General features: G+C 47.3%; 21 protein-coding genes and 1 riboswitch. Of the genes, 5 read left to right on the forward strand and 16 right to left on the reverse strand.

Annotated elements, in window-relative coordinates:
- Positions 1 to 2: 2 nt before the first annotated feature.
- The 15 genes from sufC to BXO87_RS06710 form a co-directional block, all read right to left on the reverse strand.
- Positions 3 to 788, reverse strand: a complete 786-nt coding sequence (sufC, locus tag BXO87_RS06645; RefSeq protein WP_003327022.1) for a Fe-S cluster assembly ATPase SufC — start codon at positions 786 to 788, stop codon at positions 3 to 5.
- 176 nt (positions 789 to 964) lie between these two features.
- Positions 965 to 1117, reverse strand: a complete 153-nt coding sequence (locus BXO87_RS20480; protein ID WP_003151857.1) for a YuzK family famiily protein — start codon at positions 1115 to 1117, stop codon at positions 965 to 967.
- 192 nt (positions 1118 to 1309) lie between these two features.
- Positions 1310 to 1687 (reverse strand): carboxymuconolactone decarboxylase family protein, encoded by a 378-nt coding sequence (locus BXO87_RS06650; RefSeq protein WP_007613607.1) that lies wholly within the window; start codon positions 1685 to 1687, stop codon positions 1310 to 1312.
- 92 nt (positions 1688 to 1779) lie between these two features.
- A complete protein-coding gene (metQ, locus tag BXO87_RS06655; RefSeq protein ID WP_012118382.1) occupies positions 1780 to 2595 on the reverse strand; it encodes a methionine ABC transporter substrate-binding lipoprotein MetQ in 816 nt (271 codons plus the stop codon).
- A 13-nt stretch (positions 2596 to 2608) separates the two neighbouring features.
- The gene (locus BXO87_RS06660) at positions 2609 to 3277 is read right to left on the reverse strand and encodes a methionine ABC transporter permease (RefSeq protein ID WP_007410086.1); all 669 of its coding nucleotides are present in this window, start codon (positions 3275 to 3277) and stop codon (positions 2609 to 2611) included.
- Positions 3270 to 4295 (reverse strand): methionine ABC transporter ATP-binding protein MetN, encoded by a 1026-nt coding sequence (gene metN / locus BXO87_RS06665; RefSeq protein WP_003151850.1) that lies wholly within the window; start codon positions 4293 to 4295, stop codon positions 3270 to 3272. The genes BXO87_RS06660 and metN overlap by 8 nt, the downstream gene beginning before the upstream one ends.
- 105 nt (positions 4296 to 4400) lie before the next feature.
- Positions 4401 to 4507, reverse strand: a riboswitch (SAM riboswitch).
- A 108-nt stretch (positions 4508 to 4615) separates the two neighbouring features.
- Positions 4616 to 4966 (reverse strand): SCP2 sterol-binding domain-containing protein, encoded by a 351-nt coding sequence (locus BXO87_RS06670; RefSeq protein WP_007410085.1) that lies wholly within the window; start codon positions 4964 to 4966, stop codon positions 4616 to 4618.
- Between the two features lie 96 nt (positions 4967 to 5062).
- Positions 5063 to 5383 carry a thioredoxin family protein gene (locus BXO87_RS06675; RefSeq protein ID WP_003151847.1) on the reverse strand — a complete coding sequence of 107 codons (321 nt, stop codon included), beginning with the start codon at positions 5381 to 5383 and terminating at the stop codon, positions 5063 to 5065.
- A 2-nt stretch (positions 5384 to 5385) separates the two neighbouring features.
- Positions 5386 to 5751 (reverse strand): toprim domain-containing protein, encoded by a 366-nt coding sequence (locus tag BXO87_RS06680; RefSeq protein WP_032868013.1) that lies wholly within the window; start codon positions 5749 to 5751, stop codon positions 5386 to 5388.
- 69 nt (positions 5752 to 5820) lie between these two features.
- Positions 5821 to 6057, reverse strand: coding sequence for a YusG family protein (locus tag BXO87_RS06685; RefSeq protein ID WP_003151845.1), 237 nt, complete (start codon positions 6055 to 6057; stop codon positions 5821 to 5823).
- Between the two features lie 54 nt (positions 6058 to 6111).
- Positions 6112 to 6495, reverse strand: a complete 384-nt coding sequence (gene gcvH / locus BXO87_RS06690) for a glycine cleavage system protein GcvH (RefSeq protein ID WP_003151844.1) — start codon at positions 6493 to 6495, stop codon at positions 6112 to 6114.
- 59 nt (positions 6496 to 6554) lie between these two features.
- The gene (locus tag BXO87_RS06695; protein WP_003151843.1) at positions 6555 to 6911 is read right to left on the reverse strand and encodes an arsenate reductase family protein; all 357 of its coding nucleotides are present in this window, start codon (positions 6909 to 6911) and stop codon (positions 6555 to 6557) included.
- A gap of 113 nt (positions 6912 to 7024) precedes the next feature.
- A complete protein-coding gene (locus BXO87_RS06700; protein WP_020956311.1) occupies positions 7025 to 8809 on the reverse strand; it encodes an acyl-CoA dehydrogenase family protein in 1785 nt (594 codons plus the stop codon).
- 18 nt (positions 8810 to 8827) lie between these two features.
- A complete protein-coding gene (locus BXO87_RS06705; protein ID WP_003151841.1) occupies positions 8828 to 10003 on the reverse strand; it encodes an acetyl-CoA C-acetyltransferase in 1176 nt (391 codons plus the stop codon).
- Between the two features lie 10 nt (positions 10004 to 10013).
- Positions 10014 to 12383, reverse strand: a complete 2370-nt coding sequence (locus tag BXO87_RS06710; protein ID WP_076851273.1) for a 3-hydroxyacyl-CoA dehydrogenase/enoyl-CoA hydratase family protein — start codon at positions 12381 to 12383, stop codon at positions 10014 to 10016.
- Positions 12384 to 12573: 190 nt separating this feature from the next.
- Between BXO87_RS06710 and BXO87_RS06715 the strand changes: the two genes are divergently transcribed.
- Positions 12574 to 12714, forward strand: a complete 141-nt coding sequence (locus BXO87_RS06715; RefSeq protein WP_003151836.1) for a YuzL family protein — start codon at positions 12574 to 12576, stop codon at positions 12712 to 12714.
- 29 nt (positions 12715 to 12743) lie between these two features.
- Here BXO87_RS06715 and BXO87_RS06720 read toward each other — a convergent pair whose 3' ends face one another.
- On the reverse strand, positions 12744 to 13652 hold the full coding sequence (locus tag BXO87_RS06720; protein WP_045208832.1) for a proline dehydrogenase family protein: 909 nt from the start codon (positions 13650 to 13652) through the stop codon (positions 12744 to 12746).
- Positions 13653 to 13740: 88 nt separating this feature from the next.
- Between BXO87_RS06720 and BXO87_RS06725 the strand changes: the two genes are divergently transcribed.
- The 4 genes from BXO87_RS06725 (at position 13741) to BXO87_RS06740 (ending at position 16558) form a co-directional block, all read left to right on the forward strand.
- On the forward strand, positions 13741 to 13998 hold the full coding sequence (locus BXO87_RS06725) for a hypothetical protein (RefSeq protein ID WP_045209186.1): 258 nt from the start codon (positions 13741 to 13743) through the stop codon (positions 13996 to 13998).
- Between the two features lie 11 nt (positions 13999 to 14009).
- Positions 14010 to 14342 (forward strand): spore coat protein, encoded by a 333-nt coding sequence (locus BXO87_RS06730; protein ID WP_007613617.1) that lies wholly within the window; start codon positions 14010 to 14012, stop codon positions 14340 to 14342.
- A 138-nt stretch (positions 14343 to 14480) separates the two neighbouring features.
- Positions 14481 to 14942 carry a MarR family winged helix-turn-helix transcriptional regulator gene (locus BXO87_RS06735; RefSeq protein ID WP_032876626.1) on the forward strand — a complete coding sequence of 154 codons (462 nt, stop codon included), beginning with the start codon at positions 14481 to 14483 and terminating at the stop codon, positions 14940 to 14942.
- Positions 14943 to 14962: 20 nt separating this feature from the next.
- Positions 14963 to 16558, forward strand: coding sequence for an MDR family MFS transporter (locus BXO87_RS06740; RefSeq protein ID WP_046702227.1), 1596 nt, complete (start codon positions 14963 to 14965; stop codon positions 16556 to 16558).
- Positions 16559 to 16588 lie beyond the last annotated feature (30 nt).

Below are 16588 nucleotides of genomic sequence, written 5' to 3' on the forward strand. Positions count from 1 at the left end.
GCTTACGCTTCTTGGCCTACAGTTTCGTCTTCAATGCCCAGTTCTTGTTTAATCCAGTCATAACCTTCCGCTTCAAGGCGCTGTGCAAGCTCCGCGCCGCCGGATTTCACTACGCGTCCCTGCATCATAACGTGAACGACATCAGGCGTGATGTAGTTCAGAAGGCGCTGGTAGTGAGTGATCATTAAGCAGCCGAAGTTTTCGCTGCGCATTCTGTTGATTCCTTTAGAAACGACTTTAAGCGCATCGATATCAAGACCTGAATCGATCTCGTCAAGAATGGCGATTTTCGGCTCGATCATCATAAGCTGAAGGATTTCGTTGCGTTTTTTCTCCCCGCCTGAGAAACCTTCGTTCAGGTAACGCTGCGCCATTTCAGGGTCCATTTCAAGGAACTCCATGTTTTCGTCCATTTTGCGGATGAATTTCATAAGAGAAATTTCATCGCCTTCTTCACGGCGTGCGTTAATCGCAGAGCGAAGGAAATCGGCATTTGTCACACCGCTGATTTCGCTTGGGTACTGCATCGCAAGGAAAAGACCCGCCTGAGCGCGCTCGTCCACTTCCATTTCCAGTACATCTTTGCCGTCAAGCGTGATGCTGCCTTTTGTAACTTCGTATTTCGGGTGTCCCATAATCGCTGCTGAGAGCGTGGATTTACCGGTACCGTTCGGCCCCATAACAGCGTGGAATTCGCCGCCTTTTATTTCAAGGTTTACACCTTTTAAGATCTCTTTTCCTTCGATTTCAACGTGAAGATCCTTGATCGTTAATGTTGAAGCAGCCATATCTATACCTCCAAAATATATAATCATTATTCTCAATTTATTCTCATTCTAATTTTATAACAAATGAAAAGTAAATACAACTTTTTATATTACCCGGAACATTCCTAAAGTTTATCAAAGATCAAGGCGTAATTAAAGCTGTTTGAAACAGAAAAAGGGCGGAAATCCACCCTTTTTTACTGACCGATTTTCTCATTAAGCTGCGCTGCGAGGAACTTGCTTTTTTGATATTCAAGCTCCCTCTGCCGTTCGACTTCCATCCTTTTTGAAAGACGCCGTCCGTATTCCTCGTAGCCGATGCCGTGTGACTTCTGCATCGCTTTTTCCATTTCAGGCGTATAGTCAAGGTCCAGTCTCTCGTGGCTGGTGCAGATAATGAATCAATCCCTTCATCTATTTGTTTCTATTGTAACAATGATCCGCTGCTCCGGCCAAAGGGAGTGTGCCCCTGAATCCTTCCGAATGTGCCGGAATCCGGCGCTCGCTTTATCTGAAAAACGGTATTCATACGATTGCTCTTTCTAATGCGTCGTATGTCCGAATTCCTGAATGCACTGCTGTACGAGGGTCACTCCCTGACTGAGAGCCGCGCCGCCCCCGAATGCCGCTGCGACGCCGATGACCTCAAGGATGTTTTCTTCTGTCGCCCCTTGGTCAAGGCAGCCCTTCGTATGATAAATCATGCAAAATTCATCTTGAGCGCTGATGCTGATGCCCAGAGCGATTAATTGTTTCTCTTTTTCAGTTAATGAATCCGCTGAGAAACACTGCTCAGTAAATTCATTAAACTTCCGCCCCATCATCGGCATTTTTTGCTCGAATATGCCTAAACCTTCTTTATATTGTTTCAATGCGTCATGCACGCTTTTTCCGTTTTCCTGGTATTGAGCCACTGCCATTCCCTCCAATCGTTAACCTTCCTTTTTATTATGGACAGTTCTCCGATTAATACCCGAAAAAAACCCCGGATGATTCATCCGGGGTTTTCGCTTTATTCAGATACGGGAAGCACGGCTCCGTCGTATTTTTTCTCAATAAAGTCTTTGATTTTCTTAGAGTGAAGCACTTCCATAAGCGCTTTGATTTTCTCTGATTTTTCGTCACCTTTGCGTACGGCGATGATGTTTGCGTACGGGTTGTTTTTCGTTGATTCCACTTGAATCGCATCTTTTAACGGATTCAGTTTGTTTTGAATCGCATAGTTGACGTTAATGAAGACTGCATCGCCTTCTTCTTCATTATATGCTTTCGCCGTTAATTCAGGGGCGATTTTTTTGAATGTCAGGTTTTTCGGGTTTTTCGTAATGTTTTTCGTAGTGGCTTCAATCGTTTTTACCTTCGGATCAAGTGTGATCAGTCCGGCTTTTTCAAGCATCGCCAGCATACGGCCTTGTTCAGCGACATTGTTCGTCATGATGATGGTCGCGCCTTTAGGCAGGTCTTTCAGTGATTTGTATTTTTTCGTGTAAATTCCGAATGGCTCAAGGTGAACGGCTCCGGCATTCACGAGTTTGTAATCTTTATTTTCCTTCATTTCCTGTTCAAGGTAAGGAACGTGCTGGAAGTAGTTCGCATCCACTTCATTATCAGCTAACGCTTTGTTGTACATTTTGTAATCGTTCAGCACTTTTACTTTTAATGTGTAGCCTTTTTCCTTCAAGAGCGGTTCCGCTTCTTTTAAGATTTCAGCATGCGGTGTTTTTGTCGCGGCGACGACGATTTCCTTTTTATTCGAGCCGTTTGATCCGCAGGCGGCCAAAACTCCCGCGAACACAAGCAGCAGCGCACTTAATACAATCTTTTTCAATGTAAATCCTCCCTTATCTTTTGTCTATTATATTTGTAATTACATCACCGATAATCTGAATGATAAAGACGATGATGAGTATAAATACTGTCGCTACAAACGTTACATCCGTATTATTGGACTGGTAGCCTTCTACATATGCAAGGTTTCCGAGTCCGCCTGAACCGATGGCGCCGGCAATGGCGGTAGATCCGATCAGGGCGATGGCCGTAACGGTGATGCCTGAAATTAACGCAGGCATTGATTCAGGAATCAGCACTTTGAAGATAATCGTCGATGTCTTTGCTCCCATTGATCTGGCAGCTTCGATGACTCCTTTATCGACTTCCCGGAGCGCAATTTCCGCAAGACGGGCGTAAAACGGCGCGGAGCCGATAATCAGCGCCGGCAATGCGGCGTTCGGTCCTAAAATCGATCCGACCAAAATCTTAGTAAAGCCGAGAAGCAGAATAATTAAAATAAGAAACGGAATAGACCTGAAAATATTAACGACCGCCGCAATCACGGTGTTAATGATTTTATTTTCCCATAAGCTTCCCTTGCCCGTTAAAAAGAGCAGAAGACCGAGAACCGCTCCGATGATAAATGAAAAAACTAAAGCGATGACCGTCATATAAAGGGTCTCGTATGTGGCCGTCCACAGCTCGGTTATATCAACGTTCGGGAACCATTTTTCAAACATTTGTGATCACCTCTGCTTCTACCTGTTTGTCTTTGATGAACCGGATCACGTTTTCTACTTCTTTTTCCTGACCGTCAATATGAATGAATAAAGAACCGTAGGCTCCGTCCTTCGTCTGTGAAATTTTCCCCTGCAGAATATTGACGTCCACATCAAAGTTTCGGATCATTTCCGTAATGAGGGGCTGCTCGGCTGCCTGCCCGACAAATGAAAGCTGAATCGTTTTTCCTGTCGCTGTTTCCTGCAGAAAATGCTGGATGGTTTCTTTCGTCTCCTCTGGTTCTGTCACCTGCTGAACGAAACGCTTGGTCATCGGTTCGCGCGGGTTTCTGAAAACTTGGAGTACTTCGCCTTCTTCAACGACTTTCCCGTTTTCCATGACTGCGACTCTGTTGCAGATTTTTCGGATGACGTGCATTTCATGGGTAATGAGCACGATCGTCAGGCCGAGTCTGTCATTTATATCGGATAAAAGATCCAAAATTGAATCGGTCGTCTGCGGATCGAGCGCTGATGTCGCTTCATCGCACAGAAGGACTTTCGGATTATTGGCGAGCGCCCGGGCGATGCCGACACGCTGCTTTTGACCGCCGCTCAGCTGCGACGGATAAGATTTTTCTTTCCCCTCTAATCCGACCAGTTTAATCAATTCATCAGCGCGGCGGACCCGTTCGCTTTTTTTCACGCCGGCGATTTCCAGCGGAAACATAATGTTCTCCCGGACGGTGCGCGACCACAGAAGGTTAAAATGCTGGAAGATCATGCTGATTTCCTGGCGCGCTTTTCTCAGCCCGCGGCTGCTTACTTTATTTAATTCCGTCCCCGCGACTTCCACGGTTCCCGACGTCGGCTTTTCAAGGCCGTTCAGGAGACGGATTAAGGAACTTTTACCAGCTCCGCTATATCCTATAATTCCAAATATTTCGCCCTTTTTGATATCAAGAGTGACATCTTGGACAGCATTGACATCCCCATGCTTCGCTTTGTAAATTTTTGAAACATTTTGAAGATGGATCAAAGCAATCACCCGCCTTACACTATTCTAAGAAATCTTCCGGGTTTCTCCGCAAAAGAAAAGCCTTTCTGCAAAAATGAGCAGAAAGGCTTATTGAAAAAGGCCTTTCTCTCATCTTTCAAAGCAGACCGCTTCGAGTGAATTGGCACCATTTCAACATTGTTGATGGTTGCCGGGCTTCATAGGGCACTTCCCTCCACCTCTCTTGATAAGAGAAAACATATCGTATTTTCGTCCGGAAATTCTTACTGTAGAATAGCACGGCGAATGATAAAAAGTCAATAAAATAAATATTGGAAGCTATTGTCACATAGTAGATTGAGTTACGGCCGTTTACTGATCGCCTGAAAAAATCCGTTTGTCAGCCAGAGGATGGCCTCCAGCTTCAGCAGAGCTCTGAATGATCCTTTCACTTTGAGTTTTCCGCTTTGGATAAGCTTTTGCAAAGAGACATCACCATGCAGGAGATGAATGATTTCCGTCTGGTTTCCGTAAAAGGTCAAATTAGATTTTTCCTTTGAAACCGACGTTTTTCTCATTTCTCCCTGTCCGTTAATTGAGACCGTTAAGGCTTCTGTTTCTCCTTGGAATGTAATCAGCAGCGTTGAGGCGTTTAATAGCGGTTTCAAAAACAGATGCTGTCCGTCATTCTCTGAAACTTCTATTTTCTCCACTCGTATAACCTCCCGTTTTAATGGCCATACATACACTTTCTCTTTTTAACGGACAGAACCCTTTATAAACCGCACGACATTTTCCTGTAAATATTGTCACATCGGGAACGTTTGCGATGTTTTTTGTTTAATCAGCTCATATAAATAGGAAACGGAGCGGAAGGCGTATCCTTTCTCAACAAGCTCTCCGCCTTTAAACAGCAAAAAGCACGGAACGCTTTCAATCTGATAGGCTTTGGCGAATGCGGGGGAATAATTCACGTTGTTTTTATAGAAGGCGGCGCCGGGCAGCATTTCTTCGACGACAGTTAGCATTTTGGACGCCAGCTGGCATGTGCCGCAAAACGGGGTGTACAAATACAGGAGATAAACGTCATCCTGAATCGATTCGAGTTCATTTTCTTGGAGTTCTTTCATGTTTACCACCTCAGGTCGTTCTTTTTCAAAAATACAGTGTCAGCATCAAAGCCGGCTCTGATCAGCACAGATGCGAGATGATGGCCCGGGCACGACTCGACTTGCCTGTATGTTCTGTCTATATAAATATGGCGCGCGTCGGGAAGCTCCCGTTTCAGCTGTTTTCTTAATTTTTCTCCGGAGTCATCTGCGTCCGTTAAAATATAGACGTCTCTGTCAAACAGGCGGTCCGCCAAATCTTCCAGTTCGGTTTGGCCGATCGTCCCGTTTGTACAGACGATTTCCGCGGGTTCGATGAGCACTTCCCTGACTTTGATTTTATCAGATTTTCCTTCTACGATAATGACCTTTTCATCTCCGTTGTACATAAGCGCGTCACCTGCCGATTGTTTTAGCGTCAGATTGAAAAAGAAGGCAGTGAAATTCACCGCCAACTGTTAACACCAGCCATTCTCATAATCGCAATCGACATATTTCGGATCGCTGCCGTTTATGACATCGGCTGTTTTATAAAATTTTTGATTTTCAAATGAAAAGCCCTGTTTGAGCTCGTACTGGTCCATGCCTGTCATCTCGCCGATGGCTTCATTTTCATGAAACAAGGAAAACCGGCCGTTTTGAAAGCGGCCCGTAACGTTCTCCGTCACATCGACCTTTTGTTTATCAAAAGCCATTTTAGACACCTCCCGTTACAGATAGAATGTCCAAATGGCCCCTTTGCTATCCGATCAGTCTTCTTGTGTCATTTCGTCATATTGCTCGGAAGTCATGAGGTTTTCGATTTCTTCAGCATCAGCCGGTTCCACGACGATCATCCACGCTTTTTCATACGGAGACTCGTTTACGAATTCAGGACTGTCATCAAGGTCTTCGTTCACTTCCGTCACCGTTCCGTTAATCGGTGCGTACAGTTCGGAAACGGTTTTGACGGATTCCACGCTGCCGAATGGCTCGTCCGCTTTAATTTCGGCGCCGACTTCCGGAAGCTCGACAAAGACGATGTCGCCAAGTTCGGCTTGCGCGAAATGTGTAATCCCGATGCGGGCTTTTCCGTCCTCAACTTTGACCCATTCGTGCTCTTTGGAATAACGCATATCTTTCGGTGTGCTCATCTAAATCCCTCCATTTTTTTCTTATAATAAGAAGATACCATAATTCTTTGAACCTGGCATTACATCCAATATTTTTCGAATTGGTCTTCTTTAAAGCCGACAGTGACTTTTTCGCCGTCTGTCGTAATCGGGCGTTTCAGGAGCATACCGTCTGATGCCAGGAGTTCAAGCTGTTCATCCTCTGACATGTGGTACAGTTTTTCCTTTAAGTTCAGTTCGCGGTATTTCATTCCGCTCGTGTTGAAAAACTTTTTGAGCTCAAGACCGCTCTTTTCATAGAGGTCTTTAATTTCTTCTTTCGACGGAGTTTCCTCCGCGATATGTATTTCGTTTATTTCCTTACCGCGGTCTTCCAGCCATTTTTTCGCATTACGGCACGTTCCGCATTTAGGGTACCAGTAAAAATTTAACGACATCTTCTTCACCCCTTGTAAATGATCGTCGTTATTTTAACACAATCACTTGTAAAAACCTATAACGTTGCTTCATGAAAAAGCGCCCCTGATGAAGGAGCGCTTTCAGCATGTGATCAGACTGTATATTTTTCTTCACGGAAGACGGCGGCTGCCGCTTCACGTTTTTTCTGAATGAGGTTTTTCGGCGTCAGGCGCGTCAGTTTGCGCAGCACGGAAAGCATCATGCGGAGGGAATCTCCTTCCTCCATGGCGATCAGTGATTCTTTAGCGTGCGCTTCAATGTTCTGAAGGGCTTCCTGGGCAAAGATTTCCGTATATAACAGCTTCTGCGCGGCTTTTTCGGCACCGTCCGCCGCAATCGCTTTTTCCGTTCTGAGGACGGCTGATTCCAAAGCGTACAGCGCGCTGACGATATCGGCAATGTTCACCATGATTTCCTGCTCGCCTTCGATCTCTTTTCCGTATTTCTGCGCCGCGAGACCCGCTGTCAAGAGGGCGATCTTTTTCGCCTGTCTGACAATGTATTTTTCCTGTCCAAGAGGCTCCGAGCCCGGCTCTTCAGGCATCAGCATCATGAGTTCTTCTTGGAGCGCTTTTGCTTTTTCAAAGAGCGGCAGCTGACCTTTTACGGCTTTTTTCAGGAACGTGCTCGTTACGATCAGGCGGTTGATTTCATTTGTGCCTTCAAAAATTCTGTTGATTCTTGAGTCGCGATAGGCGCGCTCCACTTCATATTCCTGCATAAATCCGTAACCGCCGTGAATTTGAACGCCTTCGTCGGCAATATAATCAAGCGTTTCAGAACCGCACATTTTGTTGAGCGAGCATTCAATCGCGTACTCGGCGATTGACTTCGCGACTTCGCGTCCGTCTTTTTGCTCCGCTTCCGTCAGTCTGCTCATATTATCTTCGAATAAGCCCACTGTTCTGTATACAGAGCTCTCCATCGCGTAAAGCCGAGCTGACATCGTCGCAAGCTTTTCCTGAGTGAGCGTGAAGCTTGAGATCGGCGTTTTAAATTGCCGGCGCTGGTTTGCATAAGCGGCAGACAGCTCAATCACCCGTTTTGAAGCGCCGATTGTGCCGACGGCAAGCTTGTAGCGCCCGATATTCAGGATATTAAAAGCGATGACATGGCCTTTTCCGATTTCGCCGAGAAGGTTTTCTTTTGGGACTTCCGCCTGATCTAAAATCAGCGTTCTTGTCGATGAACCCTTAATCCCCATTTTTTTCTCTTCCGGTCCCGTTGACACGCCCGGATAGTTCTTTTCTACGATAAATGCAGAAAACTTATCTCCGTCCACTTTAGCGTAGACGACAAAGACATCTGCAAAGGCGGAGTTTGTAATCCATTGCTTTTCTCCGTTAAGAATATAGTGTGTGCCCGCTTCATTCAAAACAGCCGTGGTTTTCGCGCCGAGGGCATCTGAACCTGAACCGGGCTCAGTTAAGGCGTATGCCGCGATTCTTTGTCCTGAAGCCAAGTCCGGCAAATAGGTTTTTTTCTGTTCTTCCGTTCCGAAGAACACGATCGGCAATGAGCCGATCCCGACGTGGGCGCCGTAAGACAGCGAAAAGCTGCCGGCACGTGAAAACTTTTCCGTAATGAAGGCTGAACTGATTTTATCCAGGCCGATTCCGCCGTACTCTTCAGGCACGTCTGCTCCGAGGAGGCCGAGATCTCCGGCTTTTTTCAGCAGTCTGACCGAATGCTCGAACTGATGGTTTTCAATTTCATCGATATAAGGAAGCACATCGTTTACGACATAGTCTTCTGTCGTTTTGCCGATCATTTTGTGTTCGTCTGTAAAGTCCTCCGGAGTGAATATTTGATCATATCCCGTCTCTTCAATCAGAAAGCTGCCGCCTTTTTTGACGTTGACCGTTTCCTGTTTCATGTTCGTTTCCCCCTTTTTTTAAATGAGTTCAAATACGCCGGCAGCTCCCATGCCGCCTCCGATGCACATCGTCACCACGCCGAATTGCTCGTTTCTCCGTTTCATTTCATGAATGAGTGACAGGGTCAGCTTCGTTCCCGTGCATCCGAGCGGATGTCCGAGCGCGATGGCGCCTCCGTTGACGTTCACCTTTTCTTCATCTATCCCAAGCGATCTGATGACTTGAATGGCCTGTGAAGCAAAGGCCTCATTCAATTCAAAAAGCCCGATATCCTGCAATTCGAGTCCGGCAAGCTTGAGCGCCCGCGGGATGGCTTCAATCGGACCGATCCCCATTACCTCAGGCGGAACGCCGCCTACGGCAAAGGAACGGAATTTGACAAGCGGCGCCAATCCGAGCGACGAAGCTTTTTCGCGATCCATCAGCATGACAGCCGCCGCGCCGTCACTTGTTTGTGAAGAGTTCCCGGCCGTCACGGTTCCCGTTTTAGAAAAAGCCGGACGGAGCTTCGCCAAGACGTCAGCCGATGTGCCGGGACGAACGCCTTCATCTTGAGAAAAGGTAAATTGTTTTTTCCGCGGCTTATGGTCATCACCGACTTCTGTCAGCGATACTTCAACCGGCACGATTTCGTCATTGAATTTCCCTTCTTTAAGAGCTTTTGCGGCATTCTGATGGCTGCGGACGGCAAATGCATCCTGGTCTTCTCTGGATACGCCGTACGTTTCGGCTACCTGCTCCGCTGTGTGCCCCATGCTCATGTAATACTCAGGCGCATGCTCCGCCAAAGCGATATTCGGGCGGGTCACATGCCCCATCATCGGAACTTGCGACATGGATTCCGCACCGCCCGCAATGACGGTGTCACCCGCGCCGATCATGATTTTTTCAGCACCGTAAGCGATGGATTGGAGCCCGGAAGAGCAGTAGCGGTTCACCGTAATGGCCGGCACCGTATGAGGAAGCCCCGCCAGCGCACCGATATTCCGCGCCATATTTAATCCTTGTTCGGCTTCAGGTGTTGCACATCCGATAATTAAGTCATCGATATTTCCTTCATATCCGCCTGCCCGTTTCAGCGTTTCTTTTACACAAAGCGCGCCTAAATCATCAGGACGAACGGCTGCAAGCGATCCCTTTTTCGCTTTACCGACCGGGGTTCTCGCACCGGCCACAATGACTGCTTCTCTCATAAACACCCTCCTAGTTCCGTAAAGGTTTGCCTTTGACGAGCATATGCTGCATTCTCGCTTGAGATTTCGCCTCGCCAGCGAGGCTTAAAAAGGCTTCTCTTTCAATCTCGAGTAAATATTCTTCTGAAACCTCCGTGCCGAACGGGACTCTTCCGCCGGCAATGACATGGGCCAGCTTCTTCGCAATCTTCATATCGTGATCGGATAAATAACCCGACCGTCTCATTTGGTCTGCTCCGAGCAGTAATGCCGCACATCCGGTTTCCCCGGTGACTTTCACTTTTTTGCGGGCAGGCGGGCGGTATCCGCTGTCATATAAGGAAGCAGCCAGCTGTTTCGCATCGTGCAGCAGGTGATCCTGATTCATGCTGACACGGTCAGCCGCGGACAAAATCTGCATATCACGGGCTTCGTGTGCCGAACCGGACACTTTGGCAAGCGCGATTGTTTCGAAGGTTTTAATCGCTGCGTCCATCAGTTCACTTCCGCCGTCCAAATAATTCATGTACAGCTCTTTGTTTCCTCCGCCGCCCGGAATAAGACCGACGCCGGTTTCAACGAGACCCATATACGATTCGCTCGCCGCCTGAACGCGTGCCGCCGGGAGACAGACTTCCGTGCCGCCGCCGAGAGTCATCCCGAATGGCGCCGCGACAACGGGTTTAGCGCTGTATTTGATGTTCAGCATCGTCTGCTGAAAACGGCGGATGACAAAATCGACTTCCATGAAGTTATCATCCTGAGCTTCCATCAAAATCATCGCAAGGTTTGCTCCCGCGCAGAAATGTCTGCCTTGGTTTCCGATGACAAGTCCTTTATAATTCCGCTCCGTTTCCTCAAGCGCATTGTCAATCATCTGAATAATGTCTAAGCCGATCGCGTTGCTTTTCGTATGAAATTCCAGCAGCGCGACATCATCGCCGAGATCAATCAGACTTGCGCCGCTGTTTTTACTGATCACGCCTTTTGTTTCTTTTAACGTTTGCAGGCTGATCCGTTTCGGATTTTCTTTCACAGCCCTGTATTGGCCGTCTGAATAGTAAAATGGTGTTCCGTTTTCCTTCATATAAAATGTTTCATGGCCCTGATCAAGCATTTCTTTCACCCAGCCGGGGAGTGCTGCGCCTTCTTCTTCGATCCGCTCCGCTGATTTTCTGACGCCGATGGCATCCCACATCTCAAACGGTCCGAGCTCCCATCCGAAGCCCCATTTCATGGCGTCATCAATTGCTTTGATATCATCAGCGATCTCACCTAAAAGCCGGGCTGAGTATAAAAGTGTTTGCGATGTGATATTCCAAAGCAGGCGTCCTGCGCGGTCATCGGAATATACAAGCGCTTTCATTTTGCCTTTGGCACCCTTTGCCTGTTTGGCGGCTTCTAACGCGGGCGTCTTCATTTTCGAACGCTCACCGTATGTCATGGTCAGCGGATCGAGTTCATATATTGTTTTACCTTCTTTTTTGTAAAAACCTTGGCCTGATTTGCTGCCCAGCCAATTGTTTTTCAGCATGTCATTCATAAATTCAGGAAGCTTAAACATGTCTTTTTCAGCGCCGTCGGCTTTATCATACACATTTTTTGCCACATGGGCGAACGTATCAAGCCCCACAACGTCAAGGGTTCTGAAGGTCGCGCTTTTCGGTCTGCCGATCAAAGGCCCGGTCACCGTGTCCACCTCGCCGATGCGGCAGCCGGAAGAAAGCATTTCTCTTACCGTGACCAGCAGGCCGTACGTACCGATGCGGTTGGCGATAAAGTTAGGCGTGTCTTTTGCGATGACGACACCTTTCCCAAGCGTGTTTTCTGCAAATGAAGTCATAAACTCCAGCACGTCAGGATCTGTTTCCTGAATCGGAATGATTTCCAGAAGCTTTAAGTAGCGGGCCGGATTAAAGAAATGGGTTCCTAAGAAATGAGCTTTAAAATCGGCAGATCGGCCTTCCGCCATTTTTGTGACGGAGATACCGGACGTATTGCTCGACACGATGCTTCCCGGTTTCCGGTATTCATCAACGAGTGAGAAAATCTGTTTTTTTACGTCAAGATTTTCGACGACGACTTCAATAATCCAATCAGCATCCTTCAATTGAGCTGCGTCATCTTCCAAATTCCCCGCCGTTATATAGTCGAGATTGGCAGCCGAAGTCAGCGGCGCCGGTTTTTGCTTCAGCAGCTTTTGCATGGCCGATCGGCTCAGCCTGCTGCGGACCTCCGGGCTTTCTAATGTCAGCCCTTTTTTCATCTCATCCTTTGTCAGCTCGTTTGGCACAATATCAAGCAGCAGGACGGGAATTCCGATGTTAGCCAAGTGCGCGGCAATTCCGGACCCCATAACGCCTGATCCGAGAACGGCTGCTTTCTTTATAAACTTGTGCATGAGTCATCCCCCTTGAACTTTGAATGAATAGTCATTCATTTTTTCGGCAAAAAAAATGAAACCCTTTTCTTCTTTCATCTTAAAAGATTTTCAGGATGACTTCAATAGCAAATATGGAATTTTTTTAAATTTTTCGGCTTCCGCATGTTCCATGGCGCGGGCGGGAAACTTAAACCCGGAGGTGAAGGGAATGGTGCGAGGGAGAAAAGATCCGTCTTCTGCCGCAGTGAGCGCGGCCAGCATGAAAGGAAATGCGGGACCGAAGCAAAAATACGGCGGCGGCAAACGGACGAGCCAAAATCAGCAATATAAAAAAGACAACATGGAATAACATGCTGCGGCTGCTTTTTGGAGCAGCCGTTATTTTTTAAAGATCCCTTTCAGCACAAATGCCGCGTTTGCCGGGCGCTCGGCAATTCTTCTCATCAGGTACCCGTACCAATCGGTTCCATACGGGACATACACCCTCATCCTGTATCCTTCTTCAGCAAGCTCCTTCTGGCGCTCCGTTCTGATGCCGTACAGCATTTGGAATTCAAACTGCTCCCGGGGAATCTGATGTTCGCTGATGAGTGTTTTCGTATAAGAAATGATGTCATCATCATGTGTCGCCACCGCCGTTTCATGGCCGCTCAAAAGCTGCAGCTTAATCAGCTGCTGAAAATGAAGATCGGTTGCTTTTTTATCAGGGAACGCAACGGCCGCCGATTCTTTATAAGCGCCTTTTACAAGCCTGAGCCGCGGCTTGTATGGCATCAGACCGCTGATGTCTTCAGCTGCCCGGTACAAATAAGCCTGAATGACGGTGCCGAGCATCGGAAAATCCGGCTTGCACCGCTTATACAGCTTAAGCGTACGGCCGCATCTTGAATAGTCCTCCATATCAATCGTTACAGGCACGCAGCGTTCTTTTGCCTCCGTCAATATGTCTCTGACATGCTGTTCCGCGAGTTTCTCGGAAATATCCAGACCGATGGATGTTAATTTCAGAGACAGCTCACAATCCAGTTGATTCTTGGCAATCGCCCTGATTGCTTTTTTACATTCTACCGTCGTCCTTTTCGCATCCTTCTCTGAACCGGCATATTCACCTAGATAATCAATCGAAGCCGACAGCCCTTTTTGGTTCAGCCGCTTTACCGTTTTCACAGCTTCCGCGAGTGTTTCCCCTGCAACGAACCTTCCCGCGCCGAAGCGGATTCCGTAAGCCTGGGCGAATTTTGTAAGCATTTTATTTTTCGACAAAAATAAACATATGCTCCGCAGCAAAGATGAACTCCCTCCTTTTTCTTTTATGGTGTATGAATTTCCGATCGCAGAGAAAGCTAAAAAGAACAGAATTGAAGGAGGCGTTTATATGAACAACCAAGAGCAGAACGGAAACTTGCCGCCTGCCGTCATCTCAACGAAAGACCATTTGTATCTTGAGGACATGCTGAACTGGAATCTGCTTGCCATGAAAAAAGCGCATTTTATGGCGGAACACTGCCAGAATCAGACGTTAAAACAAGAGCTTGATCAAATCGGCCGGATGCATCAGAAACATTATCAGCACATATTGGACCGCTTGAACCCCGATCAAGGCGGACAGACAACAACAGGCTATATGCAATAGGAGGACAATACATGGAACAGCAAAATCAAAAAATCACGAATCCGCAGACGCCCGTGCCCAATACGGCACAAATGAATGACAGAGACTTGGTGAATGAGCTGCTGACGACGGAAAAATACATCACGGCTTCATATTGCACAGCCCTGCACGAGTTCAGCCACGAGTCTCTTTATCAAGATATTCAGGCGATTTTCGATGAGTCACAAAAAGCGCAAAGAAGATTATACGATGTGATGTTTCAAAATGGCTGGTATTCCATCGAAGCAGCCGATACCCAAAAGCTTCAGCAATCGTATCAGAAGTTCCAGCAGACTATTCAGCAGCAGTCTCCCTACCAGCAATAAAACGAAGAAGGATTTGATGTTTTCGACAAGCATCAATCCTTTTTTTATTTTTGCACAAAAAGATTGACTTATCATTAATCCTTATTTATATTTAACTAATGTTAATTATTTTCTCAAGGAACAAGATGAGGAGGAGTTATGAAAAACGCGGATCAATATGTGTCTGACATCCAGAAATCTCTTCAGACGCTGCTGCAAAACATACAGCCTGAAATGGTGGAAAGCATGGCAAAACACGAGGTGACGCCTGCCCAATTATTTGTTTTAGCCAGCCTGAAAAAATACGGGAGCTGCAAAGTTTCCGAAATTGCGGAACGCATGGAGGTAAAACCGAGCGCAGTGACGCTGATGGCCGACCGACTCGAACAAAAAGGACTTATCGTTCGCAAACATAACCAGCAGGACAGACGCGTCATCGACATCAGCCTCACCAAAAAAGGCGAAACAAAATTCGAAGAAGTTGTGGAAGGACGGAAAGCGATACTGGCGCGAAACCTGTCCGTTCTGACTGACGATGAACTGATTCAGTCCGTGAACATCATCCGTAAAGTAGCTGAAGCAGCCGAGAAATACGCGGCTGATCAAAAAGAAAACGAATAGAAAAGAGGAGCTGCCGAAACATGAGCATTGAAAAGAAAGATCCAAAACGCACATTATTAATAACCGGCTTAATCATCGCCATGTTTTTCTCAGCCCTTGACGGCACCATCGTAGGAACGGCGATTCCTAAAATCGTGGGTGACCTCGGGGGATTAAGCATGATGACGTGGCTGACCACGGCATATCTTTTAACTTCGACGACGATCGTTCCGATTGCGGGGAAACTTGCAGATTTATTGGGGCGCCGCGTCGTCTATGTGTCAGGTTTATTGATTTTTATGGGAGCTTCCGCACTGTGCGGAATGGCCAGCAACATGACGGAACTGATTATTTTCCGCGGACTTCAGGGAATCGGCGGCGGTGTCATGATGCCGATGGCTATGATCGTCATTGGGGATTTGTTCACAGGGAAACAGCGTGCCAAGTTCCAAGGGCTTTTCGGGGCGATTTACGGGCTTGCTTCCGTGATCGGCCCGCAAATCGGGGGCTGGATTGTTGACTCATTAAATTGGAAATGGGTTTTCTATATCAACCTGCCTGTCGGAATTTTAGCCGTCATCTTTATCGCAAGAGGACTTCAAGGCAGAAAACAGACCGGGCCGATTAACTTTGACATCGCCGGCATTTTCACAATGATCGTCGGAATCGTCAGCCTCCTCCTCGCGCTCAGCTTCGGAGGAAAGGATTACGCATGGGGCTCTTGGCAGATTCTCGGTCTCTTTGCGCTTGCACTTGCCGGGATTGTCGGATTCATTTTCGCTGAAATCAAAGCAAAAGAACCGATTCTGCCGATGTACCTGTTTAAAAACAGAACGTTTACCGTACTGAATCTGATCGGCTTTTTCATGAGTATCGGCATGTTCGGCGCCGTCACGTTTGTTCCTTTCTTTATGCAGGGAATTATCGGAGTCAGCGCCACCGCGTCCGGCACGATTATGACGCCGATGATGGTATCTATGATTATCACAAGTATTATCGGAGGCCAGCTGGTTTATAAGATCGGTATTAAACCGCAAATCATGATCGGCATGCTGATCATGGCCGTCGGCTTCTTCTTATTAACGACTTTGCAGCTGGATACAAGCAAGCTCGCGGCTACATGCTATATGGCCGTGATCGGTCTGGGAATGGGGCTCGTCATGCCGCTTCTCACACTCGCTCTGCAAGAAACGTTTTCAAAAGAAGAGCTGGGTGTTGTGACCTCTTCAAGCCAATTTTTCCGGATGATCGGGGGAACGTTCGGCATTACGGTGCTCGGCGCTGTCATGAATGCCAGATCAGGAAGCCTTTTAACCGACAGACTGGTGCCTTACTTAGACTCACTGCCGAAACAGGCAAATGCCTTTGCCGCCCAGTTTAAAGGTATGATTGACAAGAATCCTGAAGGGCTGCTTCAATCCTTGTTCAGTCAGGAATCGATTAAGCAGATTCCGGTCGCATTTTCTTCCCATATCGTGCCGGTTTTGAAAACGTCACTGATGGACTCGCTTCACAGCGTGTTTTTCACAGGCCTGGCCTTTATCGCTGCCGGATTGATCCTCACGCTGTTTGTTAAATCAATTAAACTGACAAACAAAAAGACAGGCAAACAAGAAGAAAAGGCGAAAGCCGTTTAACAAAGAAAAATCCCGCGGATGCCGCGGGAT

It is taken from the genome of Bacillus sp. GZB (genome assembly GCF_001975995.1).
Classification (GTDB): Bacteria; Bacillota; Bacilli; order Bacillales; family Bacillaceae; genus Bacillus; species Bacillus velezensis.